The following is a 22266-nucleotide window of genomic DNA, read 5'->3' on the forward strand; positions in this document are numbered from 1 at the left end:
CGGACCGCTGCCGCTACCGGGGCGGAAAGCCCTGGCTCACGGGCTACTCGGGCGCCCGGGCCGCCGCCCGGCGGGCGGCGGCGAGCGCGGCGTGCAACGGGTCCGTCTGGCCGGTGACCCGCAGTGGGATGTGGGCGGGTGCCGTGTCGACGGGCACCACGATGCCGTGGTCGCTGAAGTGGACGTTGCCGGGGCCCACCCGGGCGATGTGCGGCTCCATTCCGCTGGCGAACGGCCGGCTGCCGGGGCCCGGCACGTCGATGCGCAGGTAACTGCCGTCCGGGAACGCCCACGTGAGCGTCGCGGCGCCGCTGAGGGGCTCGCTCGGCTTGACCGGGATCCGGTTGGGGAGCTCGATCCTGGGTGGCCGCCCGAGCGCTTGGACGATCTCGGCGTACGACCGGTTGGCGAGTTCGCCCGGCAGGATGGTGGCCGCGGTCGCAGTGGACCGCAACCCCGTCAAGGTGCCCTCGACACCGTGCGTGAGCAGGACGCGGCGTTCGGCGGCGAGCGTTTCGAGGTTGGGCAGCAGGTTCTCCTCGCCCGCCGGGAAGCTTCTGGCCCGCTGCTCGATCGCGGCCAGCTCGTCGCGTACCGCGTCGCGGCCGGCCAGGGCCGAGGCGTCGCCCATCTCCACCCGCTGTTGCAGGTCGCGCAGGCGGCTGAGCCTGGCTACGTAACGGTCGATCACCGCCTGCTCGGCGGCGTTCGCGAGCGGTACCGGCCGCACCAGCCGCTCCAGCCGCTCCAGGTCCCTCATGGCGCCGCCGAGTCTCGGCTCCAGCCAGGCGATGGCCTCACGGACCTCCTGGTCCATCGCCTCGTGGGTGAAGCCCTTCCGGAAGCCGGCGAGCCCGGAGGTGAGCCGCTGGTCGTAGGAGCGCAGGCGCTTGACCATCTCCTCGGCCCGCTTGAGCAGCTTGTCCTTGCGATCGCCCCTCATGAAGCGGCCGAAGCCGGGGATGAGGTCCTCGGCGCGCCTGGTCATGTCCTGGATGAGCGCCCGCAGCCGCGCCTCGGCGGCGGCGGTCTCCGGCGACAACCGGGCCGCGGCCCCGAGGGAGCCGAACCCCGGCTTCGCCGGACCGGTGCGCGGCTGCGGCGCCCGCTCGGCCGGGACCGGCGCCGGCGGCTCCGGCGCCGGTCTGGGGGACCGCACGGGACCGCTCTTGGCCACGGGCACCACCGGCGTTCCCGCGTTCTCCAGTTCGGCCTGCGCCCAGTGCCCGGTCTGGCGGGGCACCCCCTGGACGTTGCGGTAGCGAGTGAGCCCCGCGGCATCGAGGTGGAAGACCTCGTCGGGGAAGTCCGGATGCACGAACACCACCCGGCCGCCGCCCGCGTCCACGAACTGGGTCCCGTGCAGGAACGCCAGCGCGGTTTCCTCTTCCTTCTTGACGCCCTTGGCCAGCAGCTGGACGGCTCTGGCGGACAGCCGTGACTGGTTCGGGAGCAATGTCTGGGGGGCGCCCCCGATCACCCCGGTGACCGCCAGGACGAGCGCGAACACCTCCCAGCCCTGACCGCTCGGTGCGGGCGGGTCCGCCAGCCGGGCGCCCGCGTTGGCCGCCGTCCGCCGCACTCGCTCCTCCTCGCGGCTTGCCGCGTCGTGGAGCTGCAGCAGGAGCTGGGCCACCCGGGCCGCATAGCCCACCACCGCCAGCGGGCCCCACGCGAAGCTGAGCACGAGCAGCAACTTGTCGACCACCGCCCGTACGGGGTGTCGTTCCGGCGCGGCCCGCCCTTCCCGGATGAGCCGCGCGGGTACGGACTCCGGTGGCAGGGAGAGCTGTTCCAGCGTCTCGTCGATGATGCGGTTGAGGCTGAAGACGTCCTCGGGATCGCTCGCGAGCGTGGCCCGAGTGGTGTCGATGTTGCCGAGCTGGGCCTGCGCGTTCTGCCGCAGCACGTCACCGAGGATGTCGGGCACGCGGACCGGCAGCACGTGCTGTAGCGCCCTCTCGTCCAGCAGGATCGGATACCGGCCGAGGAACGCCAGGACGGTGTCCTCGGACGGGGGCGGCGGGCGGCGCAGACTCGCCAGCTCGGTGGCCAGCTTCACCAGCACTGCGGGTTCCCCGTAGCGCTGGAGCTCGGCCCGGACGACCCGCTCGCTCTGCTTCATGGTGGCCAGCGCGATGTTGACCGCGCGGTCCCGCACCACCTGGCGGAGTGCCCGGACCGCGAGGTCGAAGTCGTCGACGGTGGCGAAGTTCGCCGCCCGCAGCCCGCGTTGCACCTTCTCCCGGAGCTCCCGTTTGCGCTGCGCGAACTCGGCCCGGAACTCCTTGGAGCCGGTGCCGTCCGGCATGATCTCCAAGAGTTTGATGTCCTCGTAGAGATCGGACAGGCCGGTGAGCCGGTCGATGGCCTGGCGCTCCCGGCCGGGACTGACCCGGGCGTGCGCCGCGTCGATCGCCGCGTCCCTGGTGGCGATCTCCCGGGCCCGCTGGGCGCGCCGGGCGCTGTGCACGAAGTCGTCTATCCGCCTGCTCGCCTCGGTCCAGTCACCGGGCGGGCGGTCCGCGCCGGCCTGCTCCTCCAGCAGCCTCCAGTCGTCCGGGGAAAGCCGCTGGAGCTGATCGTAGGCGTTCATCATGACCGCGAGCTCCGCCGGCCGCAGCGGGGCGAACTCGCGCAGCCGCTGGTACGGGAAGCGCCGCCCGTAGAGGTCGCGCAGGCCGAAGTAGCGGAGCATCACGGGGGAGCTCTGGATCTCCGCGATGTCGGGGTACGAAGTCAGCTCGTCATCGATCTCGAACGCCTTCGGCGGTTCCGCGGGCTGCTGGACGGGCGGCGCGCCGGCGGCCTTCGCGCGGTCGCCGGAACCGGGCACGGCGCGGCGGTCGCCGGACCCCGCGGGCCGGCCGGCGGGCGGCGGGAGCTTCCCGGCCGCCGCCCCTGGAGCGGGGGCCGCCTTCCGCACCCCGCGGGTGACACCGGTGAGCACCGTCCTGACCAGCGGCCGTCCGGCCGAGCCGGAGCCGGAGCCGCGGACGATGCGTGCGGGGTGGTAGTGCTGTCCCATCAGGCTTCCGGTTCCCGCCCGTACGGTGCCTGCTCACGTGGTGCCTGCTCGCGTGGCGGCTGCTCACGTGGCGGCTGCTCGTGCGGTGGCTGTGCGAGCATCTCGTGCCGCCGCTCCGCCAGCACGCGCTGGGCCCGCGCCAGCCGCGCCGCGACGGTACGGGTCAGCGCCGCGCCGAGGGCGTCCAGCTGGGCCTGCGTCGGCTCCCCGTACACCCGGACCGTGACCGGGACATGGCAGTTGATCCGCATGGCGATCAGACGTTGTTGTAGGTGATCTGGATGGAGAACAGGGTGACCGCGTCAGCGGGGTTGGCGTTGCCCACCCCGCTGCTCGCCGAGAACGAGTACCGGAAGTTGGCCAGGTCCACCACGCTGAGCGCCGAGTTGGGCAGCGGCTTGTCGGTGTTGAACGGAACCTGGCTGGTGTCGAACTGCACCACGTTCTGCGTCGTGCCGTCGGCGACCGAGGTACGAACGAGCACGAAGGCGGTGTTCTGCCCGGCCGGCGGAATGCCCTTGCCGCGGATCTTGATCGAGGTCATCTTGACCTTGTCGGGCAGCGTCAGCGCGACCACCCCGCTCGGGCCGCCGGTGGTCGGCGCCACCGCGGTGCCCGAGGTCTGCAGGGCCCAGGCCGTCGCACCCGCGACGGGTTGCAGGGTCGGCGTGACCGAGAGCACGACCGTCGGCGGGATGGTCGGCACCCGGGCATTGAGCTGGTCGAACGCGGTGGCGATGTCGGTGACGGTGGCGGCCACCGCCTTCAGGTCGCTCTCGATCGTGTCGAACCGGATGTTGAAGCCGCCCGGGCCGTCCGCCTCCACCAGGTCGACCAGGTTCCGGAAGGCCGGGTGATGGAACTTCGGGTTGTAGCTGAAACTAGCCACGAGAGGTGCTCCTTCGCTGGGGTCGCAGCACGCTGCGCACGCGGAACTTGGGGAAGGTGAAGACCGGGTTGATCTCGGCCAGGTTGCCGCGCACCTCGACCGTGTGGTCCCGGATGATCTGGGTGTTGACCTCGACGCCCACCGGGTGCAGGGCGTGGAGGATGTTCAGGATCAGGTCGTACTGGTCCTTGGAGATCACGGTGTTCGGGTTGTCCAGCTCCGGCCGCAGCTCCACCCGGAAGGTGTGCGGCGCGGGCAGGTCGCCGAGCAGGTAGCCGGCCTGTACCCAGACCAGCCCGGCCGAGTCACCGTGCAGGGTGGTGCTCGGCTGTGTGGGACTGCCCAGGGAGGCGCGGGCGGGGCTGGTCGGGTCGAGCCCGCTCGTCGCCCACCCGAGCCGGACCTTGCCGACGGTGGGCGGCACCGGCGGCGCCTGGTCGGCCAGCACGGGCAGCACGGAGACCGGCATCGTCTCCCCCTCGTCCAGCTCGATGACCAGCCGCCCGTTCGTGCCGTCAGGTCCCCGGACCACGACCAGCTCCCCCGGCCCCTGCCGGACCGTGACGTCCGTGGCGGAGCGTGTGACGTGGCCGAAACCGACGGCGTGCGCCAGCCCGGCCAGCGCACCGGGCGAGAGGGTCGTGTGCCGCAGGAACAGCATCCGGCCATGCCCGCTGAACTCCTCGCCGGGGACCACGGGGGTCCTGCTCACCCGGAGCCGGCCGTTGATCGAACGCCGGGCCAGCTCGTCCAGCAGCGCGTCCAGCAGTTGGGCCAGTGCGGGCTGCATCAGGTGGTCGGCCGGGTCGCCGCCGTAGTCCGCCCGCTGGTCGTCGTGCGGGAACAGGAACCGCGGGTCGAAGAACTCGAACGGGTCGCTCACCACGGTGATCGGCGCGCCCAGGGTGCCGTCGGCGGCGATCGTCTGGCCGTCCGGCAGGTCGGCCAGGCCGATCCGCAGCGGCCGGCTCGCCGCCACGGTGTGCCTGCCCAGCGTCACCTCCGCCTTGACGATCACGTTGCCGGGCGCGGTGGCCTGCAACTTCGTGATCGCGGTCGGACTGCCCGGGGCGCCGGTCGCGGTCAGCGTGCCGCGCCCGGGCCCGTTCGGCACGGTCAGCCAGCGCAGCACCGAGCCGGCCGGGGGCGCCGGACGCAGCCCGAGGGTGACCGTCGACCCGACGTCCAGATCGGTGGGACCGGCCGGGGCCGGGGTGATGTCCACGGCGAAGTAGTCGCCCGGTGCGCCGGCCGCGTACACGCGTGCCCCGTCGGGCTCGGCCTCGTCGCGTACGCACACGAAGCCGAATCCGGCCAGGTGCGCCAGCGCGGCCAGCCGTCCGGGCGCGATCGTGCTGTGCCCGAGCAGCACCGCCCGCCCGGTGGCGCGCAGATCGGCCGCGCGCGGGTCGAACGCGCCGCTGATCCGCAGCCGCCCCGCGGTGCCCGGCTCCGCGGCCGCCAGGCCGACCAGCTGGTCCAGCGGCGCGGCGAGGCCGACCTGCACCAGGTGCGGGTCGGGAGCCGGCTCGCCGGGGTCGAGGTCGCGGGGTGGCGGGGCGGTGAAGTCGACCTCGGCCCGGTCGTAGCCGAACAGGAACGCCGGGCTGAACGTCTCCTCCGCCGCCGCGGTGCCGACGGCGTCGGCCTCGCTCACCCCGCGCCGCCCCGCCGCGTCCATGCACTCACCCACCGCCAGCTCGACCGGGCGGATGCGCACCAGCCGGGTGCCGCGCACCAGCGCCGCGTTGGCGTCCTGGACGACCAGCGGATCGGGCTGCCCGCCGATGGTGCCGACCAGCTCGTTGAGCATCGCGGTCAGGTTGGCCGGGGTCGGCAGCGTCCAGCGCCGGAACACCCGCAGCCGCCTGCGGTAGTGCTCGTCCGCCTCGCCCAGGACGGGTGCGAAGTCGGTACGGGCCACCGCGGAGATCCGTACCTCGTCGAGCACACCGCGGAAGGCGCTGCCGCCCGGGCCGATCCGCAGCGGGGCGGTGTTCTTCACGGCGCCCAGCGAGCTGAAGGAGGCGCGGGCGCGCGGCACCCCGTCGACGTAGAGCCGCAGCACCTTCGCGGTCCCGTCCAGCACGCCGGCCAGGTGGCTGAAGGCATCCGTGGGCAGGCTGAGATCGGCGAACAGCGTGATCGGCGGCAGCGTCCCGTCGCTGACGACCAGCCGTACGTTGCGGGTCACGCCGCGGCCGAACTCCCCGACCGACAGCGCCCAGCCCGCCCCGGTGCCACCGGGCGCCGGGTGCTTGAACAGCACCTGACCCTCGGTGGTGGCGGCATCGGGCCGTACGAAGCACTCGACCGTGGCACTGGCGCCGACCGCGATGTCGAACGCCGTGTCGGTCGCCACCTCCACGGCCGCGTCCGCCGAGTCGAAGCCGAACGCGGTGCCGTAGCGGCCGGGCACGCCGAACCGGACCGCGCCCTTCGGGGTGCCGTTGTGGCCGGTACGACCCGGATACTGGCCGGTCACGTCCTGCGCGACGGTGGTCCCCCCGCTGGGGAGGTCGTCCAGGTGGTAGAGCGCGACGGTGCCGGAGTCGAACCCGTACGGCAGCGGGGGGAAGCGCGGCACGCCGAGGTCGGTGCCGATCAGGTCGAGGCTGCGGCCGGTCGCCGTGGGCAGGTGCCGCTGGGCCACCACCCGGGCGAGCCGGCCGGCGAGCTGGTCCCGCTCGCCGCCGATCGCCCACAGCAGCTTGGCCGTGGTGCCGAGCAGCGCGGTCAACCGCCAGACCTCCTCCGCCCGGCCGTCCTGCGGGGCCGGGACGACCTTCAGGCCGGTCACCCGGACCTGCGCGGAGACGGGAAGGGCCAGCGCGGCGGAGGCCCCGGCGGGCGTACCGGCCGCGAACGGCACAGTCACGGTCGCGGCCGACCCGTCCGGCTGGGTGAAGGCCACCGTCACCGTCGTGTCGGCCGCCACGTCCCGCGTGGTGGCCAGCACGTAGCGGGGCTCCGGCGTCTGGCCGAACCGGGCCTGGTGGTCGCCGAAGTCGTAGGGCGTGACGTTGGCGGACCCGGCGTCGGCACCCGGCACCACCCGCAGCGCCAGCGTGTCCCCGCCCCGCCCGAACGGTGCCGTCAGCCGCCCGCCCATCCGGGTCGCGGCGAGCACCTGGCCGGCCGAGACGGCGCTCATGCCGTCACCAGCGTGATGTCGAGGGCGTCGCCGCCGGGCGAGAAGACGGCCAGCTCGGTCGGGCCCATCGTCAGGTTCTCGCCCACTGCGGCCTCCACCACGGCGCTCTGCTGCGGCACCGCGCCGAAGGTGATCCGGCCGAACGCGGGCGGGTTGCGGCGCAGGTGCAGCTGCTGCACGTCGAACACCCCGGGCTGGTCCACGAAGGCCCGGATGACCTGCGAGTACAGCACGTCGCCGCCGAGCCGCTGGGTGCTGATGTCGGCCGCCAGCCGCTGCCGGATGGAGGCCAGCAGGGCGGCCCCGTCCGAGCCCGCCTCGATGACCACCTTCGCGCGTACCCCGATCTCGATGTGGTCGGCCTCCACGATGTTGGGGTGGATGCCGACCGGCCGCACCGCGTCCACCGCGGCGGTGACCCGCTCGAAGATCCCCTGCACCGGGCCGGTGGTGCGCCACGGCGCGCGGGGCTCGTGCGCCACCACGACGGTGAAGAAGTACGGCTCGCCGATCCGCCTGGCCGCCGAGCTGAACGTGCGCTGGCCGAACAGGAACGTGCCGAAGTAGCTCTGCGAGACGTCCACGCCGCCGCGCGGGTCGGACAGCACGACGTCCAGCACCCCGTTGACGCCGAGCGCGGCCTGCGCCACCGACTCCACCGTCCACAGGTTGCGGGCCAGCCCGGCCAGCCGGGCCCGGTAGGTGTCGTCGCCCTCGGTCCGGATGCCGCCGGTGGTCGGCTGCGGGTTGGTCACGGCCAGCTTGGCGTTGCCCAGGTCGGACAGGAAGATCGAGCGGTATGTGGGGTCGATGGCGGTGATCGTGGACTTGGGCACGTCACCGCCGGGCCCCGGCTCGAAGGCGGCCACGTCCACGGTGGCGGTCTGATGGGCCGCGTCCAGCGTCACCGGGGCGGTGGTGCCGAAGGCCCTGACCGGCGGCGCGGTGACCAGGATCGCCCCTTCCGGCACGACGTACCGCCGTCCCGGAGCCGCGTCGCTCAGGGTGATCTGGACCGTACCGGTGCTGGGCAGGTGCCGCCGGGCCAGCCCGACGTCCTCCCCGAGCAGGTCGAGGTTGTCGCCGAACGCGGTGGAGATGAAGTTGCCGTAGTACAGGTCCTCCATCCGCTTCCACAGCTCGCCGTCCTCGGCCGCGGTCACCTCCAGGATCTTGCGCAGCGGGCTGGTGCTGGTCAGGTCGAGGTCGTCGAAGACCGCCCGGGCCCGGTCGAACGCCTCGGAGAGGATCCGGTCGAACGGCTTGAGCACGAAGCCGTCGTCGGTCACCCCGAAATCGGTCACGGAATCAGCCATGGCCGGTTCACACCCCCACATCCAGTAGCAGCGTCAGCGGGTCGCCCGCCACCGTCTCGAGTTCGGCCTGTACGGTCCAGACGCGATGGCGGTGGGCGTTCCGTACCGCCGCACGATTGATTTCCGGCAGGTTCGGGTCGTCGTCGAAGACGACCTGGCGGATGTCGCGCACCCGCGGATCGGTGCCCAGCGTGCGCACCAGATTGAGCTGCACCAGTTGCTTCACCACCGAGACCGAGTTGGCCTGGGTGAACGCCGCGGCGATGTCCAGCCCGTACCCGGTGTTGAACGGATCGGACCCGAACGGCGTGAGCACGCGCAGCGTCAGCGCCTGGCTGAGGTTGGCCGCCCCCTCGACCTCCCGCAGCCGGCCCTGCGTCATGACCAGGTCGCCGTCGTCGAGGAGCAGGCCGCGACCGAACGGGCTGGTCATGTCGCCTCCAGTTTCGTTTGGCCCGGGTCGACGACCAGCCAGGTACCGGCGTTCGTCGTGCCCTGGGCGGTCTGCAGCAGCACGGGCCGGCCGCCGACGGTCAGCGCGCCGCTCACCCCCGCGTCGATCGTGATGATCTGTGCGCACGGTGTCGCCGGCGGCGTGAGCCGGCAGCCCAGGATCCGGGCGGCCAGCAGGTCGCCGTCGGCCAGGACGGCCGCGCCGCCCACGGTGAGCCCGCGGTGGCCGGCCTGGGCGACGACGGTCCCCTCGTGGGCGCACCTGATGGTCGACGCCTCGGTCAGTACGGGCGGCATCACGTCACCGCCACCGTCGGGCCGTCGAGCTGCAGGCTGACCGAACCGTTGGTCAGCGTGATGGGCCGATCCGATGTGCTGATCGTGACCGCGCCTTCGGAGTCCACTGTGATCGTTGTTCCGCTCTGGTGTTCGATGGTGATCGAGTTGTCGGTGGGCGGGTCGGGCCGGGCGCCCACCTCGGGCAGGCCGTCGGCGCCGACGAGCACGTGCAGCGCGGCCACCTGGACGACCCGGTGCCCGGCCGCGTCGGTCAGGTCGTTCACGCCCTTGCCGCGGGGCAGGCCGTCGTCGCCCAGTTCGGTGGGAAGTGCCAGCCAGTAGTCGCCGGGCTGGTTGGCGGGGCGCTGCTGGGCCGGGTTGTCCGGCCACACGAAGCCGGTGACCACGGCGTCGTTGACCTGGCCGCGGTTGTGCGCGAGCACGGCGCGCATCTTGGGATAGACCGGGGTCATCAGCCCGGTGCGGTGGAACGCGAACGCCGAGGCGATCGGTTTGCCGTGCAGTTCGACGTCGGTGCCGACCGGTACGGCCACGCTGGGTGCGGCCGCCTGGGCCTCCGGCGTCTGGCCGTAGTGCAGGGACGCTAGGTGCTTGCCGTCGGCACCGGCGGCGTAGCCGGTCACTTCGCCGACGTCGACGGCCGGGTGGTCGTCGCGGCTGCGGTCCACCAGGTCGCGCCAGCGGTCCACGACCGCCTGCACACCGTAGGCGACCTGGGCGCGTTCTCCCGGACCGGCCGAGATCAGGCAGAGTTGCGCGGTGTACCCGGCGGAGACCCGGAAGTCGTGCACCACCCGCGTGATCCGCAGTGGTCCCGCCGGTACGGCGGACAGACCGGTCGTGGTGGCCACCTGGCCGACCCGCAGCCGGGGATGCCCGAGCACCGTCGCCTCCACCGTGGTACGGACCGGTGGCCGCGGCGCGGCCTGGAGCGAGGGCGCGCCCTCCGTACCGGACGGGGGGAACGCCGGCCGCGCCGCGGTGTCCTCCACGGTGGAACTGCTGAGCGAGACGAGATTGGTGTCCGGGTGGAACGGGACCGGCGCCGGATCGGCGGGCGTCCCCACCGCACCGCCCAGGTAGACCTTGCGGTCGCGTACCACCAGCGGCACGTCGGCCTGCGCGGCCAGCGCACCGAGGGCGTCCAGCGTGGACCCGGTCCGTATGGTGAAGTCGCGCAGGTCGCCGCCCACGGTGGAGCCGTCCGCCAGCGACACGCCCGCGGCCGCGGCCAGCGCCCCGGCCACCTCCAGGGCCTGCGTGCCGGCCTGCCGGTCGTGCTGGGCCGGCGTGCCGCGCAGCAGGTAGCCGCCCTCCTCCTGGCCGTAGAGCACGGTACGGGACAGCCCGTCCGCGCCGACGCTGCCGGTCACCGCCATGATCCGGCCGACCAGCACCCGGGCCGCGTCCGTCCGGGTCGCCGGATCGCCGAAGTACCCGAGGTGGATGGTGGCGTTGAGCGGCCGGGCCGCGTGCGCGTTCCGCAGCAGGTCGGTGAGCCGGCCGGGCAGGTTGATCAGGCTGACCTCGAAGGTGTCCGCCTGTGCCCCGTCGGCCATCGTGACGGTGATGTCCGCGTCGACGACCGGGGAGCCGCTGAGCACGTCGTTGGAGACCGTGATCGGCAGGCCGAGGCCGCCCGCCCCGGTCGCGTCGCCGATCTCGACCTTGTACCACAGCACGAAGCTCATAGCGGCGCCACCCCGCCGGTCACCTCGGAGCCGAACGAGCCGATTCCGTTGAGGTTGCGCAGGTCGAGCCGGATCGTCCGGAAGGTCAGCGCCAGCTCCGCCGCCAGGTACTCCACGCCGGGCACCAGCTTGCGGCGCAGGATCGTGACCGGGCCGCCGGGCTCCTCCCGGTCCACCTCCAGCACCAGGAACGCCCCCGCGGACGGCAGGTCGAGCGGACCCGCCGGGGCGGCCTGGACGATCTCTTCGGCGATGTTCGCGTACAGCCGGAACTGGTACTCCCGGCCCGGCATCGCCAGCCGGAACGCCTGCGGGAAACCCTCGTCGGCGTCGATCGGCAACCGGCGGAAACTGCGCGCCGTCATGTGCCGCCTCCTTTCCTGTCGTGGTTCGGTGGGCGGCTAGAACGCGCCCAGGACGGTGCGGGAGATGGGGTTGGGCGAGACCGAGCCCGGCACCAGCGCGGTCCCGGCCGCCACGGCCAGATCAGCCGCCTCGCCGAGGAGCGCGGTCAGGCCGGGCCGGGGCACCTCCACCAGCGAGATCGACACGTCAAGCGCGTCCCGCTTGCTCACGCTCTGGGTGAAGTGCAGCTCGGTGATCTGCATGTCCAGACTGATGATCAGGCCGGACACCACCGGGATCCCGTTGGGCAGCAGGTCAGACGCGGTGGCCACCAGTGCCCGGGAGGTGAGTGCCAGCGCCTCCAGCGACTTCTTCACCGCCAGCCGCTGCGGGCCGAGCAGGACCGCCTCGATGCCGATCTGCTTCCTGGTCGGCTGCGTGGCGTGCTGGAACCGGCTGCCCATGATCCGCTCGATCTCGTACCCCTCGGTGACCGTCAGGCTCTGCACGTAGAGCAGCGGCACCGGTCCCACCAGCACCGGAACGTTGTTTCCCACCGCCATGTCTTCCCCTGCCCGTCACAGCCGGCCGGCGAGTTCCCGGCTCAGCCGGTCGAAGAACTCGCCGGCCAGCCAGGCCCGCTCGCCGTCGGGCAGCGACCCGACGGCGTGCACCTCGACCGGAAAGTGGTAATTGATCACGGGCCCGGTCTCCGCCGCGGCCGCCGCCTGCTCGCTGGTGTCCACGGCGGTCAGGCCTCCAGCCCGACGTCCAGCGCCAGGCAGGTGAAGCTGGCCTGCGGTACGCCGTCGACCACCACGTTGCTCGGGTTGGCCGAGGTGATCACGCACCGGGCGAACTTGATCGAGTTGAACGCCCAGTCGGTGCCCTTCTTCTCGGCCACCACCACGGCGAACTCCGCGCCGCTGGTGGCCAGTTCGGTCAGGTCCGCCACCGCCGTCGCCACGGCGGGAACCGCCATGGTGAAGGTGAAGGTGAACGGCTGGCGGACGAAGCCGACGTTGTCCGCCTCGACGCTGTGCAGCACCGTGTGCGGCACGTTGAAGGTCGGGGTGAAGCTGGAGATCGGGGTGATGGTGGCGTCCCCGAGCTTCACCTCGAGCCGTGTGTTCCAGTCCGGCATCGGTGGTCCCCTAGGTGAGCTTGAAAGTGATGGACAGCCGGTGGATGGCACCGGCGTACTGGACGGCGACCATGACCTGGACCACCCGCTGAACCTCCGCGTTGTGGATCTGCGTGGCCTCCGCGGCGGTGAGCGTCGCCGGATCCTTGTCCAGCAGCGCCAGCAACGGCACGCTCACCTCGAAGTCGTTCAGCACGTCGCTCTGCACCTGCGGCGCGAGGATGGCCTCGATCTGCGCGATCAGCGCGCGCAGCCCGGACCGGCTGATCCGGACGTTGCCGATCGCCCTGATCAGCTGGGCGTTGAGCTGGAAGTTGATCTTGTCGACGATGCGTACGACGTCGATGTACTTCTTGCCGCCCGGGTTGGCGGTGTAGCCCTCCCCCATGTAGACCCCGTTGCCGGGGATGATCGAGGGGGTGGTCAGCCAGTTCACGCCCTTGCCGGCCGGTCCGGAGTCGAAGTTCTCCGACCCGTTCAGGGTCTCGATCTGCGCCTGGCTGAACGGCGGGCTGGTGATGTTGACCGGTTTGAGCAGCAGCGAGATGTGCGGCTGGTACCCGGCGATGGTGCCGGCCACGGCCGCCGCGGCGTCCTGGGTGCTGCGGTGGGCGATGAAGACCATCCGCTCGTTGGCCAGCACACCGGTGACCGGGGCCGGATCGGCGGAGTCCTTGGGCAGCATGGCCACGCCCATCCGCTGCCTGCCGTCCCCGCCGGTCTCCGAGACCGCGGCGACGTGCTTGGCCAGCGAGACCAGTGCGCCCTCGGGGGCGTCGACCTTGCCGGTGGTGGCGTTCAGCGGAGTGTTGGCCATGACGACGAGTTGCACGTCGAGGCCGGCGACCACGTCCAGCGCGGCCTTGAAGTCCGGCGCCGTCTCGTTCACCCGGACTCCGGTGACGAGCGACGGGCCGGGGGACTGGGCGAAGGCGAGCGAGATGGCCTGGCCCAGGTCGCCGGGGGCGCGGCGGAGCGCCTCGGCCGGATCGGTGAAGTCGATCGGTACGTTCACCACGGCCAGGTCGGACGGGGGTGTCCCGGGTGGCGTGATCTTGCCGATCACGGCGATGTTGCCGAATGCCCGTACGGCCGGCGCGAATAGGTCGACCACCGGGTTCACCCGGATATAGCGGACGGTCATCGTCCCCTCTCAATCTGCTGGTCAGTGGTACTTGCGGGCGAGCCGGGCACGAAGGCGCTCCAGCTCCTGGTGGGACAGCGCGGGCTCCGCGGCCTCCTCGGCCGCGGCGGGCTGCTGAGCGGTGTCGTCGCCCTTGTCCGCGGTGTCGTCCTTGCCTGCGGCGCCGCGGGCGCGACTGGGCGGGCCGGCCTTGCTCTCTCGGGTCATCTGGTGGGTTCTCCTCAGCTGGTGGACAGGAAAAGCGCGGCCACGCCCGCCTTGGCGAGCAGCCGTACGACCGCGGCGACGGTGGTCCCGTTGTCGGCGGGCCCCGCCGCGGCGAACACCGCGGCCAGCGCGTACGGGGCGGTGGACTCCGCCACGACCCCGGCCCGCGCCGCGCCGGTGAGCGCGCGGCTCGCCGCCCGGACCACCTGGGCGGCGCGCAGCCCCGCGGCGAGGTCGAACGGATCGACCGCCACGGTGGCCAGTGCGACGGGCAGGGTGTGCACGTTGGCGGGGTCGTCCCGGTCGAAGGGCGTGGCGGCCCGCAGGCGCACCGTGGTCGCCAGGTACTGGAACGCGTCCCGCAGCTCGGCCACGGTGCTGATGCCGTGCTCCCGCATGAACGCGTCCAGGTCGAGGAACGGGAACCGCCGGCGGAACTCCTCCAGCGTGGTGAAGCCCTCGACCGTCTCGGTACGGACCGACTCGGCGCCGGCCGGGTCGACCTCGGTCACCACGGTGACCTGGAGCCGGGCCAGGATGTCGATCCAGGCGGGGTCCCGGGACCGCGCCCGCTCCAGGGCCAGCTCGGTCCTGGAGTAGCCGGGCACCGTCTGCGTCCAGTTGCCCGCCACCTGGTCGGTGCCGAACACCGGGTGCTGCAGTTCCAGCTCGCCCACCGTCACGTTCGTGACCTGGTCGATCCGTACCGCCGACAGGTCGTACGTGGCGGCGAGCATGGTCCGGACCAGCTGCCGGTCGGTGTCATCGGCAGGCTGCAGCAGTGCGGCGAACGCGGCCGGATCGCTCAGCTCCAGCATCACCTGATCCCGGAATGACGACACAGCGACTCCGTTTCGGTTGCGGCTTCGGTTGCGGCTTCGGCAACGGCAGGGGCCGGGCGCTCAGGAGGTCGGCGGCGGGTCGGCCGGAGGAAGGGGATCCGGGCCCGGCTCACCTGGGACCGGTTTCGACGCGGGGAACTGCAAGGTGATGGCGGAGGACGCGGAGGCGGTGCCGCCCCGGGAGTCGGTGGCGGTGACCGTGAACTGGAACGTGCCGGTGGTGGGCAGGTTCACCACCGCCCGCCAGGTCGACCAGTCGCCGCCCGGCCCGGTGTTCTCCGCCACGCCCGACGGCCCGTTGACGACGGCGTACTCCACCTTGGTGACGCCGGACTGCGCGCCGGGCGTCTTCCCGGTCAGCAGGAACTGGAACGGCAGCGAGGAGACCGTGACGGGGCTGGTGAACGGGTCGAGCGTCACGGTCGGCGGCGCCCCGTCGTGCGCCACGATCGAGCGCGTCCGCGTCGTCGCCTGGCCACGGGGATCGGTGCAGGTCACCGAGATGCTGCGGGGGCCCAGCGGGGTCTTGGCGAGGTTGATCGTCTTGAGGTAGCGGGTGCCGGAGTGCTGCTCCGAGGAGGTGACGCCGTCGCACGTGACGGCGACCGTCCACGGGTAGAGCTGGTCGGTCCCGCTGGACAGGTCCACCGTGACCTGGCCGGCCGTCGGCGTCAGGTCGATGACCGTGCCGTCGGCGGGCTGCGACCAGGTGAACGCGGGCGGGCCGGGCGCGGTCACCGTCAGGCTGCGCGGGCCGGGTGCGTTGATCTCCGTACCGTTGCCGGTCCTGCCGCACCCGGTGATCTGGTAGGTGCCGGGGGTGGGGAACGTGATCGAGAAGGGAGTGCTGCTGTCGTTCACCGACGACCGGTGGTCCCTGATCTGGGTGACCCCCGGAACGGTGAGTTCCAGCTCGGAGTAGGTGATCATGGGGATCGGCACCCAGGTGTTGGGCGGCTGGAGCCGGTACGTGGTGCCACGGTCGACGAACAGCGTGACGGTCGCCGGGACGCCCGCCGCCACCGTGCCGGCCGGCAGCCCAATGGACACCGCGGGCGGTACGTCCGGCGGCGGGGTGGTGATCGATTCGACCGGCGCTTCGGCCTGAGCGTCCTCGGCGGCCGGCGCTTCGTTGGTGGTCACAGAGTCTCCATTCGATGATCCATCCGCGCTTTGCGGACTAATCGAATGGCGTTCCATCCGGTTCCATCCCGTTCCATCCCGGCCGGCCTCACTGGAACGGGCCGGAACGGCGGGTGGAACGCCTCTCCTGTGAGCCATGGAGTTCACCTGTTGGAGGACCTGATGTCTGAACCGCTACCCCCCGAACCGTTCGAGCGGGCCCGCGTCCATCCCGGGGACGGCCCGCAGGACGTTCCGCAGACGCCGGGCAGCACCGTCGAACCGGCGATGGCCATCGTCCAGGGCACCGCCGAGCAGGTGCTCGCCGTGGCCCGCGGCGAGCTCGGCCAGGGCGAGCACCCGCCCGGCTCGAACCACAACAAGTACAGCCAGTGGTACGGCATCGGCGACGGGCCCTGGTGCGACATGTTCATCTCGTGGTGCGCCGACCGGGCGGGTGCCGCCAAGACCGTCGGGAGGTTCGCCTACACCCCGTCCCACGCCCAGTGGTTCAAGGACCACGGGCAATGGGGCAGCCGGCCCCGCAAGGGCGCGATCGTCTTCTACGACTGGGCCGGCACGCACAGCATCGCCGCCATCGACCACGTCGGGATCGTCGAAGCCGTCCGCGCCGACGGCTCCATCGTCACCCTCGAGGGCAACACCGAGGACCTGGTGCGCCGCCGCGTCCGCAGGCTCGGCATCGCCGGCTACGGCTACCCCGCGTACGCCCCGGACGGCACCACGTCGGACTCGCCCGGCACCTCCGCGCCGGCCTGGCCGGGCCGCTACCTGCGCCAGCCCCCGGCCATGACCGGCCCCGACGTGCGTACCTGGCAGCAGCGCATGCACGACCGGGGCTGGCAGCTCGCCGTGGACGGCGCGTACGGCCCCGAGTCGGCCATGGTCTGCCGCGGGTTCCAGGCAGAGAAGGGCCTGGAGGTCGACGGGGTCGTCGGCCCGCAGACCTGGCGCACCGCCTGGACCGCCCCGATCACCACGTCCTGAGGTCTCCGCAGCGAGCGGTCTCCTTACCGAGGAGGGTTACAGAGGAGCGTTACGAACGACCCACTCGTCAGGGTTGTAGGTGTCCTTCGCCGGGTCCGGGGACGTCGCCGGGACCTCCTGGATCGTGTCCTCCAGACGGATGCGCTTCGGCAGCCTGCCGAACCGGGCACTGCCCGCCGTCTCGGCGGCGTCCTGGCCCTTCTCCGTGTTCGTCACCCTGCCACCTTCCCTGGTGCGATTTCGTGCTCGCTGCTGTAACGCCACGCCGGGGACGGCTGTTCCTGGCTCAGGCCTGGGCGAGTACGGCCTGGGCGGCGTTGTAGCCGGGGATGAAGGTGATGCCGGGGCCGCCGTGGCAGCCGGCGCTGCCCAGGTAGAGGCCGCCGATGCCGAGGGGCTGGTCGGCATGGCCCTCGGGTCCGGGGCGGTTCGGGCCCATCTGGTCGGGGTGGATCAGGCCGTGGCAGTAGTCGCCGCCCGGGGCTCCGAACATCGTGCTCATGTGGCGCGGCGTGAACGTGGTGTGCCTGGTGACGAGGTCCGCGAAGTTCGGCGCCAGCCGGGTGATCTTCTCGATCACGCGCCGGCCCATCTCGGCCTTCAGCCGGCCGTAGTCGGCGTGGTCGGTCTCGACCGGGAACCAGAGCGAGAACGCCGACGCCGCGTGCTTGCCCGGCGGCGCCAGGCCGGGGTCCTGCGCCGACGGGATCTGGAAGGCGATGGCGGGGTCGGCGGGCACGATGCCGCGGCGGCAGTCCTCCCACTGCCGCTGCAGTTCCTCCGGCGTGCTGAACAGACCGATGGCGGCCTGCATCGACGGGTCGTTGAGCAGTTCGTACGGCGCCGCGAACTCCGGCACGCCGTCCAGCGCGAAGTGCATCTGGACGTAACTGCCGCGATGGTCGACCCGGGAGAACCGTTCCCGCACGTCGGCGGCGACCGCCCCGGACGTGACCAGCCGGGTGAGGGTCAGGTCGGGGGCCACGCAGGAGACGACGACGGGGGCGTCGAAGGTGGAACCGTCCTCGGTCCGTACCCCCGCCACCCGGCCGCCGGCGACGCGGATCTCGGTGACCTCGGTGCGCAGCCGCAGCTCTCCCCCGGCGGCGGCGAACCGTTCCCGGAGATGCGTGGTGAGCGTTCCGATGCCGCCGCGCAGTTTCTTCATCAGCACGGTGTTCTCGTCGGGGACCGCCAGGCCGAAGGCCAGGGCGGCGGCGCTGCCCGGCGTCGCGGGGCCGCGGTAGGTGGTGTTGACCGCCAGGAACGCGAGCATCCCCCGCAGCGCGCCATGCTTCTCCTGGTCCGGGAGGAAACGGTCGAGTACGTCGGTGACCGATCCGAAGAGCAGGTCGGTGATGCTCGACCGCTCGAACTCACTGGTCGCGCAGGCGTACATCTCGTCCAGCGTCCTCGGCGGCCGCCCCGCGTCGAAGCGGCCCATCGCCCTGGTCGGCGCCTGGCACCACGCCATCAGCCCGGCCATTCCGGTGACCACCTCGGGGCCGTGCACCTCGTCCAGGTGCGTCATCAGCCTCGTCAGGTCGGTGTAGTAGACGACCGGGGCATCGCCGATGCCCCGCATCGACACCGACATCACGTCCAGGTCGATGGTGGGCAGAGTGTCCAGGCCGAGCTCCCGGCTCACCACCGCCGAGGTCGGGAACTGCAGCGAGCCCGCGATCTCGAACCGGTAGCCGTCGAACAGCTCCACGGTGGAGGCCATCCCGCCCGCGTACCGATTCGACTCCAGGCAGAGGGTGCGCAGGCCCGCCCGTTGCAGCAGGGCCGCGGCGGTGAGCCCGTTGTGCCCCGCGCCGATGACGATCGCGTCGTAGCCCCGCATGGCGCCGCCTCCCGGTTCCGCCGACTCCCCGGCAGGCTGGCACGGACGCCATGTTTCGTCAATAGTGACGAAACATGCCGTCGACCAGACCGCCCTCGATCGAGGTGAGCGCGGAATGGCAGAGCCCGGCCAGCGCGGCGAGGGACCGGTCGTCGCCCAGCATCCAGACCTCCATCGCGCCGAAGACGGCGGCGGCGACGCACCGCGCGGTCACGGTGACGTCGAGCGGCGTGCCCGCGCCCGCTCCGGTCCGGGCGCTCAGCCGCTCGGCGACGGCCCCGGCGAAGTCCGCCTCGACCTGGCGGATGTGCGCGACGATGCGGCCGGGGTCGAGCTCCTCGGCCCGCAGCGCGGCGATCCGCGTGACGGCCTGCACGTCGTAGGGGAAGGCGAAGATGGCCACCCGCACCGACTCGATGATCGGCTCGTCGTCCGGCCGTGCGGCGAGGGCGCGGCGGAACCAGTGCAGTGCGGCGTCGTAGTCGGCGAAGAGCAGGTCGTGCTTGGAGGTGAAGTGCCGGTAGAAGGTCCGCAGGGAGACTCCGGCGTCCGTGGCGATCTGCTCGGCCGTCGTGTCCTCGACGCCCTGCGCGAGGAACCGGACCAGAGCGGCACGCCGGAGCGCCTCGCGCGTGCGTTCGCTGCGCACCGTCTGCGCCGACCGGACCATGGCGCCGAATATAACGCAGGGTCAGTTTCGTCAATATTGACAAAAGCAGTCCCCGGAGTGACGCTGGCGGAATGCTGTCGCTGATCGTTCACGCGATGCTCGGTGTGGCCGTCGTCTGGCTCCTCGTCGCCGCCAACCGGGCGATCTTCCGCCGGCCGGCGACCGGGCCGCTGATCTCGGCGCTGGAAGGCGCCTGCTACGTCGTGGGCGTCGCGTCCGTGCTGCTGGGCTGGTACTTCAACATCAGGTTCGTGCGCGAGTACGCCCACGGCAACACCAATCCGATCTGGGGCGACGGCAGCTGGGCGCACTACATCCAGCTGATGTACGTCAACCCCGCCGCGAGTTCCGCCGGTCAGGACTACACGATCGGCAACCTGGTCCTGCTGCCGCTGATGACGATCGTCGACGGCCGCCGCCGCGGCATCGCCCGCCCCTGGCTCTACTTCGTCGCCAGCCTGTTCACCAGCTTCGCGTTCGCCTGGGCCTTCTACCTGGCCACCGTCGAGCGGCAGCGTCGGCTCACGGCGGTGACCCCACCGGCCCTGAGCGACCTCCAGCCGTGATGTCTCATGAGGTCGGTTCCGCGAGATCCTCGATCGTGACCTGCGGCTGCGGGAGCGTGCCGATCGGTTCCGGCGGCTGATCGAAGGTGCCGCGGTGGTCGCCGCCGACCGGTTCACGGTCGTCCACGGGCGCGGGACGCGGGCGGCGGGGCAGTAGCAGCGGGCTGGTGAGGATGAGCAGTCCCACGACCGTGAGAGCGGTGCGCGGGCCGGTGACGTCGGCGAGCAGCCCGCCGAGCGCGGTGAAGATGGCGATGGACGCCTGCTGGCCGATCGACCACGCCGACAGGGTGCGTGCGACGAGGTGCTTGGGCGTGTGTTCGAGCCGGTAGGTGGCGAGCACCGGGGTGTACAGGCTCATGTTGATGATGATCGCCAGCTCGACGGCCATCACGGTGACGAGGCCGACGACGCCGGGACCGACGAAGGCCAGGCCGATCAGCCAGACGGCGCGCAGCGTGCCGACGGTCCGGAAGACCCCGTACTGGCCGTAGCGGGCCACGACACGGCGGGCCAGCCGGGAGCCGATGAGCCCGCCGACACAGGGGGCGGCGAAGGCGAGGCCGTACTGCCAGGGCGGGAACCCGAGCTGGCGGAGCAGGAGCACGGCCAGCAGCGGCTCGGTGGCCATGATCAGACCGGCGACGAGCATGTTGTTGAGGTAGAGCGCCCGCAGACCGGGATCGCCCAGGATGTGTCGCCAGCCGTCGAGCAGAGCGCGCGCCCGGAGCGGGCTTTCGTCGGTCTTCTGCGGCGCTTCTTCCCGGCCGCGAATCGCGGTGATGCCCAGCGCGGAGAACAGATAGCTGAGCGCATCGGCCACCACGGTGGTGACCAGCCCGAACAGGCCGATCGCCGCCCCGCCCAGCGGCGGCCCGACCGCGATGGAGCTCCAGTTCGTGGACTCGAACCGCGCGTTGGCCACGAGCAGGTCATCCGGCCGGACGAGGGCCTTGAGGTAGGCGCCGCTGGCCGCGTTGAAGGCGATCTTGGCTGCGGCGACCACTGCCGCGATCACGAGCAGCTGGACGAAACCGAGCCGGCCGAACGCGTAGGCGATCGGGATCGTCGCCATGACCGCGAACCGGGTCAGGTCCATCGCGATCATGACCGGGCGCTTGCGCCGGAACTCCACCCACGGCGCGAGCGGCACCGCGATCAGCGCGCCCACCGCGGGCCCCACCGCGGACAGCGCGGACACCTCGGCGGGGCTGGCATGCAACGCCAGCACAGCGATCAGCGGGAGTGCCCCGAACCCCAGCCCGGACCCATAGGCGCTGACCGCATATGCCGCCCACAGCCAGCCGAACTGCCGCCCCAGGGACCGTCTCGCCACCAAGCTCCACACCTTCCGTTCGCCTGACCCGACTCGCCGTTGGATCGCTGCGAATCAAATCAATGCCGGCGAGGGGGGATCAAACAACCGACCCGGCGGCGAGCCACAACTCCTCGTTGTCCCAGTCGTGCTCAGGCGGGCCCGGTTCCCGGTGGGAGGTTCCGCGCATGTGGTAGCCATTACCGATGATGCGCCTCCAGCCCCGTGCGATCCTGCTGGCGGCCGTGGTGACCACCCAGCTCACCGCGGCCTGCACGGCATCGGCACCATCAAAGGGCTCCGTATCGGCGAACACCCCGGCAGCGTCGGCCCCGTCGACGGCGGCTCCCGCTCCACGTCCCACCAGGGCCGCCGGGCGACCCAGGGTGCCGCCCGGCATGACGGTGGGGTACGCGGTCTTCGACCGCCGGACCGGCAGGACGACCATCGAGTACCACGCCCATCGCCGGTTCCGGTCGGCCTCGGTCGTCAAGATCCTCATCGCGCTCGACTACCTGGAGCACCACCCCGCGGCGATCCCGCCGGGGGATCTCGCCCTGCTGCGGCCGATGCTGCGGGGCAGCGACGACAGGGCGGCCACCCAGCTGTGGACCCGCGGCGGACGCACAAGGATCGTTCAGCGGACGTCGGCCACGCTGGGCCTGACCGACACCCGGCCGCCCCCGGCGGACAAGCCCGGCTTCTGGGGCTACACCGCGATCAGCGCCGCGGACATGGTGCGGACCTACCGGTATCTCCTCGACAAGGCCCCGCCGCGGGTCCGTGACTTCATCATGGGCAACCTGGACCAGGCCGCCCAATGCGCCCGCGACGGCTTCGACCAGTACTTCGGCATTCCCCGGGCGCTGCCCAGGCCATGGGCGGTCAAACAGGGCTGGTCCGGTTTCGGCTCGGTGCCTCCGCAGAGATGCACCCGGACGCAGACCACCGGCCACCTCGACGGCCCCGGCCGCACCCGTGTTCAGCCCGTCGGACTCGCCCCCGACCTGGGGCTGGGACGCCCCGTACTGCACACGACCGGCGCCGTCGGCACCGGTCACCGCAGGATCGTGGTCGTGCTGAGCCTCCACCCGGCCGGCAGCTCCTGGCAGACCTCCACCGCCCGCCTCACCACGCTGACCAGGGCCGTCTACCGCGCGGGGGCCCGAGGATAGTGACCTCGCCGGCTCGTGGACGGCCCCCGGGTCATTCCGCCGCCGCCGACC

Annotated in this window: 24 protein-coding genes; 3 read left to right on the forward strand and 21 right to left on the reverse strand. The window is 72.1% G+C overall.

Going from position 1 to position 22266, the window contains the following annotated elements; translation table 11 throughout:
- Window positions 1–43 precede the first annotated feature (43 nt).
- The 16 genes from ACRYCC_RS33065 to ACRYCC_RS33140 are packed head-to-tail and all read right to left on the reverse strand — an operon-like array spanning window position 44 to window position 15656.
- Complete coding sequence (locus ACRYCC_RS33065) at window positions 44–3028, reverse strand: hypothetical protein (RefSeq protein WP_433817695.1); 2985 nt, start codon at window positions 3026–3028, stop codon at window positions 44–46.
- Window positions 3028–3279, reverse strand: a complete 252-nt coding sequence (locus ACRYCC_RS33070; RefSeq protein ID WP_433817696.1) for a hypothetical protein — start codon at window positions 3277–3279, stop codon at window positions 3028–3030. The genes ACRYCC_RS33065 and ACRYCC_RS33070 overlap by 1 nt, the downstream gene beginning before the upstream one ends.
- A gap of 5 nt (window positions 3280–3284) precedes the next feature.
- A complete protein-coding gene (locus tag ACRYCC_RS33075) occupies window positions 3285–3917 on the reverse strand; it encodes a hypothetical protein (RefSeq protein ID WP_433817697.1) in 633 nt (210 codons plus the stop codon).
- Window positions 3910–7071 carry a LamG-like jellyroll fold domain-containing protein gene (locus ACRYCC_RS33080; RefSeq protein ID WP_433817698.1) on the reverse strand — a complete coding sequence of 1054 codons (3162 nt, stop codon included), beginning with the start codon at window positions 7069–7071 and terminating at the stop codon, window positions 3910–3912. Before ACRYCC_RS33080 ends, ACRYCC_RS33075 begins: the two co-directional genes overlap by 8 nt.
- Window positions 7068–8387: a baseplate J/gp47 family protein gene (locus ACRYCC_RS33085; protein ID WP_433817699.1), complete on the reverse strand. Its 1320-nt coding sequence runs from the start codon at window positions 8385–8387 to the stop codon at window positions 7068–7070. The genes ACRYCC_RS33080 and ACRYCC_RS33085 overlap by 4 nt, the downstream gene beginning before the upstream one ends.
- Window positions 8388–8394: 7 nt before the next feature.
- Window positions 8395–8820, reverse strand: a complete 426-nt coding sequence (locus tag ACRYCC_RS33090; protein WP_433817700.1) for a hypothetical protein — start codon at window positions 8818–8820, stop codon at window positions 8395–8397.
- Complete coding sequence (locus tag ACRYCC_RS33095; protein ID WP_433817701.1) at window positions 8817–9137, reverse strand: hypothetical protein; 321 nt, start codon at window positions 9135–9137, stop codon at window positions 8817–8819. The genes ACRYCC_RS33090 and ACRYCC_RS33095 overlap by 4 nt, the downstream gene beginning before the upstream one ends.
- Window positions 9137–10831 carry a hypothetical protein gene (locus tag ACRYCC_RS33100; RefSeq protein WP_433817702.1) on the reverse strand — a complete coding sequence of 565 codons (1695 nt, stop codon included), beginning with the start codon at window positions 10829–10831 and terminating at the stop codon, window positions 9137–9139. The genes ACRYCC_RS33095 and ACRYCC_RS33100 overlap by 1 nt, the downstream gene beginning before the upstream one ends.
- Window positions 10828–11196 (reverse strand): hypothetical protein, encoded by a 369-nt coding sequence (locus tag ACRYCC_RS33105; protein ID WP_433817703.1) that lies wholly within the window; start codon window positions 11194–11196, stop codon window positions 10828–10830. Before ACRYCC_RS33105 ends, ACRYCC_RS33100 begins: the two co-directional genes overlap by 4 nt.
- 36 nt (window positions 11197–11232) lie before the next feature.
- Window positions 11233–11739, reverse strand: a complete 507-nt coding sequence (locus ACRYCC_RS33110; protein WP_433817705.1) for a hypothetical protein — start codon at window positions 11737–11739, stop codon at window positions 11233–11235.
- Window positions 11740–11754: 15 nt separating this feature from the next.
- Window positions 11755–11922, reverse strand: coding sequence for a hypothetical protein (locus tag ACRYCC_RS33115; RefSeq protein ID WP_433817706.1), 168 nt, complete (start codon window positions 11920–11922; stop codon window positions 11755–11757).
- A 5-nt stretch (window positions 11923–11927) separates the two neighbouring features.
- Window positions 11928–12320, reverse strand: a complete 393-nt coding sequence (locus tag ACRYCC_RS33120) for a hypothetical protein (protein ID WP_433817707.1) — start codon at window positions 12318–12320, stop codon at window positions 11928–11930.
- 10 nt (window positions 12321–12330) lie between these two features.
- The gene (locus ACRYCC_RS33125; RefSeq protein ID WP_433817708.1) at window positions 12331–13464 is read right to left on the reverse strand and encodes a phage tail sheath protein; all 1134 of its coding nucleotides are present in this window, start codon (window positions 13462–13464) and stop codon (window positions 12331–12333) included.
- A 21-nt stretch (window positions 13465–13485) separates the two neighbouring features.
- The gene (locus ACRYCC_RS33130) at window positions 13486–13671 is read right to left on the reverse strand and encodes a hypothetical protein (protein ID WP_433817709.1); all 186 of its coding nucleotides are present in this window, start codon (window positions 13669–13671) and stop codon (window positions 13486–13488) included.
- A gap of 14 nt (window positions 13672–13685) precedes the next feature.
- Window positions 13686–14513: a hypothetical protein gene (locus ACRYCC_RS33135; RefSeq protein ID WP_433817710.1), complete on the reverse strand. Its 828-nt coding sequence runs from the start codon at window positions 14511–14513 to the stop codon at window positions 13686–13688.
- 60 nt (window positions 14514–14573) lie between these two features.
- Window positions 14574–15656 carry a hypothetical protein gene (locus tag ACRYCC_RS33140; protein WP_433817711.1) on the reverse strand — a complete coding sequence of 361 codons (1083 nt, stop codon included), beginning with the start codon at window positions 15654–15656 and terminating at the stop codon, window positions 14574–14576.
- Window positions 15657–15818: 162 nt separating this feature from the next.
- Between ACRYCC_RS33140 and ACRYCC_RS33145 the strand changes: the two genes are divergently transcribed.
- Window positions 15819–16643 (forward strand): CHAP domain-containing protein, encoded by an 825-nt coding sequence (locus ACRYCC_RS33145; protein ID WP_433817712.1) that lies wholly within the window; start codon window positions 15819–15821, stop codon window positions 16641–16643.
- A 36-nt stretch (window positions 16644–16679) separates the two neighbouring features.
- Here ACRYCC_RS33145 and ACRYCC_RS33150 read toward each other — a convergent pair whose 3' ends face one another.
- From ACRYCC_RS33150 to ACRYCC_RS33160, 3 genes are all read right to left on the reverse strand, one after another.
- Window positions 16680–16859: a hypothetical protein gene (locus tag ACRYCC_RS33150; RefSeq protein WP_433817714.1), complete on the reverse strand. Its 180-nt coding sequence runs from the start codon at window positions 16857–16859 to the stop codon at window positions 16680–16682.
- Window positions 16860–16929: 70 nt separating this feature from the next.
- Window positions 16930–18489: a phytoene desaturase family protein gene (locus ACRYCC_RS33155; RefSeq protein WP_433817715.1), complete on the reverse strand. Its 1560-nt coding sequence runs from the start codon at window positions 18487–18489 to the stop codon at window positions 16930–16932.
- 58 nt (window positions 18490–18547) lie between these two features.
- On the reverse strand, window positions 18548–19159 hold the full coding sequence (locus ACRYCC_RS33160) for a TetR/AcrR family transcriptional regulator (RefSeq protein ID WP_433817716.1): 612 nt from the start codon (window positions 19157–19159) through the stop codon (window positions 18548–18550).
- Between the two features lie 71 nt (window positions 19160–19230).
- Here ACRYCC_RS33160 and ACRYCC_RS33165 point away from each other — a divergent pair, with 71 nt between their 5' ends.
- Entirely contained in the window at window positions 19231–19725 is a 495-nt protein-coding gene (locus ACRYCC_RS33165; RefSeq protein ID WP_433817718.1) for a DUF2834 domain-containing protein, read from the forward strand.
- A 4-nt stretch (window positions 19726–19729) separates the two neighbouring features.
- Here the strand turns inward: ACRYCC_RS33165 and ACRYCC_RS33170 are convergent, their stop codons facing one another.
- Complete coding sequence (locus ACRYCC_RS33170) at window positions 19730–21061, reverse strand: MFS transporter (RefSeq protein WP_433817720.1); 1332 nt, start codon at window positions 21059–21061, stop codon at window positions 19730–19732.
- Between the two features lie 79 nt (window positions 21062–21140).
- Window positions 21141–21440: a hypothetical protein gene (locus ACRYCC_RS33175; protein ID WP_433817722.1), complete on the reverse strand. Its 300-nt coding sequence runs from the start codon at window positions 21438–21440 to the stop codon at window positions 21141–21143.
- Between ACRYCC_RS33175 and ACRYCC_RS33180 the strand changes: the two genes are divergently transcribed.
- Window positions 21439–22215, forward strand: coding sequence for a serine hydrolase (locus tag ACRYCC_RS33180; protein ID WP_433817724.1), 777 nt, complete (start codon window positions 21439–21441; stop codon window positions 22213–22215). The two genes, ACRYCC_RS33175 and ACRYCC_RS33180, sit on opposite strands and share 2 nt — an antisense overlap.
- Window positions 22216–22266 lie beyond the last annotated feature (51 nt).

Source organism: Actinomadura scrupuli, assembly GCF_050971785.1.
GTDB lineage: Bacteria > Actinomycetota > Actinomycetes > Streptosporangiales > Streptosporangiaceae > Actinomadura_E > Actinomadura_E scrupuli.